This window comes from Rosenbergiella australiborealis, from assembly GCF_018494035.1.
GTDB classification, from domain to species: Bacteria; Pseudomonadota; Gammaproteobacteria; order Enterobacterales; family Enterobacteriaceae; genus Rosenbergiella; species Rosenbergiella australiborealis.
The window spans coordinates 1-2,244 of the sequence record NZ_JABBFO010000028.1 but is presented as its reverse complement, the minus strand read 5'-3'; the positions used below and the strand labels follow the sequence as shown (position 1 = coordinate 2,244).

The 2,244-nt window shown below is 43.1% G+C and carries 1 protein-coding gene; it reads left to right on the top strand.

The window, feature by feature from the left end; translation table 11 throughout:
- The first annotated feature begins 480 nt into the window (after nt 1-480).
- Complete coding sequence (locus HGT73_RS14485; RefSeq protein WP_214215963.1) at nt 481-780, top strand: hypothetical protein; 300 nt, start codon at nt 481-483, stop codon at nt 778-780.
- Nucleotides 781-2,244 lie beyond the last annotated feature (1,464 nt).

Genomic DNA, 2,244 nt, shown 5'->3' with positions numbered 1-2,244 from the left:
ATGCGTCAAAAGTAGACTTTTTTGCGTCAAAAGTAGACTTTTGCCTAATGGTTGCCCTGTGCTTGCAGCAGGCTTATAAAATCAAAAAAATATCCCATGCTGATTTTAAATTGAACGGTAACTTTGATTATCCCGATATAAAAAAAGCTGCCCGATCTCCATTTTTAAAGAGGTGATCGGGTGGTGTTTTAGTGGGTTGGGTATCGAATTCCCCTGAATTCAGTCGCTAGTCACTTCGGCGCATAACGATTCATCGCCTCAAAATTTATCTAAGCGATTTTGAGCCGTTTTAGAGGGTGAGGTGTGGGATTTTATGGGTTAGGGCGTTAAAACGCCCTGAGCGCATTTTGGCGGTGCGTGAAATACGCCATTATGTTAAATAAAATTCGATATTATGCAAAAGCATAATAAAAACAATAACTTGCGATCATTGGTTCCTAGGTGTATGATTTTTAAATCAACTGATATTTAGGACTTAACATGAATCAAAACAGTTTTTATAACGACTCTATTTTTGCCATTTTCAAAGAGGCAAATTATGCACAGTTAGACATCAATTCTTTTAAAGAATTAGGTTTCGATATTGATTCGGAAGAGTTTAAATTTCAAATGAAATCGTTGACCGATAATGGACTGATACAGCGTAGTGATGGAGAGCGTGGGGTTGGTCTTTGTTATTCTAAAGCTGACGATAGCTATGGTGCCAGTTATTGGATTCCTTCTATCAAGTTACAGTTAAGTCTTCGAGGTCGTCATGTTTTTTCTGCGACAGGATTTTAGCTTTCCCAGATAGCTACTCAGTAGTGCCTCACGCTTGACGTGACCATGATCAATGAGAACGCTCAAGAGTGACTCCGAAGGGGGCAGCTCTTGAACGTGAAACCGCACTTTTTTATCTCAAATCTGACGCGCTTCGCTTGTCCAACGCCAAAAAATCCCCCTTCCAGGCTAACGCTTGGAAGCGTCATTTTTCGGCGTTTCCAATGGCCCATAGGTAATCGCCATCGCAAACCGTGTGAAAATTAACCCTTTTTTGTTGTTTGTTCTTGTGATCCATCTTCAAAGGGCGTAAAACGAAAAAACCCACCGTGAAGGTGGGTTGATCGGGAAAGTGAAGTACCACCTTCAGTTTTCCGTTTGGTAAAAGGTTTTGGCGACCGATTACCGTGGTAATGCCTAGAACAAGTAAGCAGTTACCGAGTTTCTTCAGTTTAACACCTCTGAATTCTCTCGCAATACTTCTCAAGCGTAATCACTGTAAAAGTCTTAGAAACCCTTTACCAATGGCTACCGCCAGTGGCGTTTTTGCGTGTCTGTAAGGGTTGGACTCAAGAGAAATAGTTACCTTACAAGGCGCGGTAGTCGGGCTTAACGGGGGGTTCGTGCATATAGCCCAGCTTGGAGCGAACTGTCTAAGTGGAGTTGAGTGTCAGGCGTGGTATGAGAAACCGCAGCCATAATTGCGGATAGACACCGGCAAACCATAAGACGGGAACACAGGAGCGCACGAGGGAGCCGCTAGAGGGAAACGTCTAGCATCTTGATAGCTGTGTCGGGTTTCGCCGCCTACTGATTAGAGTACCGAAAACGCATTGTTTTTGTGAAACTCATCAGGGGGGCGGAGCCTATGGAAAAACGCCCTTGTTTTTTTGTAGGGCGTGCCTCTTTCGGTTTTCTTTCCCCTGTCATGCTTAATCCATCATGCCCTAAAAATATGCCGCCAACGCTCGCCACAGTCTTTGAATAGCGAAGTCTTTCAAAGCGAGGAAGCGTAATTTTATAACCCTGTTAATGTTTCTCCTTACGCCCCTATCTTAAATATTCTCCTGATTGTTTTTATCAGGTTTATTTATGGTCTTTCGTCTCACCGATTTTAATCAGCGCAACATTCAAAAACCTCAATAGGGTTTTAAGGGTGTCTTTTTTTGATTTTAAAAAACCGAAACGAGCTATGTACGGCAAGGGCTGAGTGGGGGTTGATGCAGGATAGCCCAACAAGGGTGAAATGGAGCCATTTGGCTCCATTTCACCCTTGTTGGGCGGCAACTTTCAGTTGCTTCTCGATTAAACAAACCCCTCGCTTGCGCGAGCGTTTTATTTAATATCCCCCACTCTATTTTTTTAAAATGGAAGCATGGGAATTGATTACCCATGCAGGATAGCAACCATGCGTCAAAAGTAGACTTTTTTGCGTCAAAAGTAGACTTTTGCCTAATGGTTGCCCTGTGCTTGCAGCAGGCTTAT

Excerpts from the sequence above, each read along its gene's own strand:
- HGT73_RS14485 (WP_214215963.1), top strand. The coding sequence starts at position 481 with ATGAATCAAAACAGTTTTTATAACGACTCTATTTTTGCCATTTTCAAA.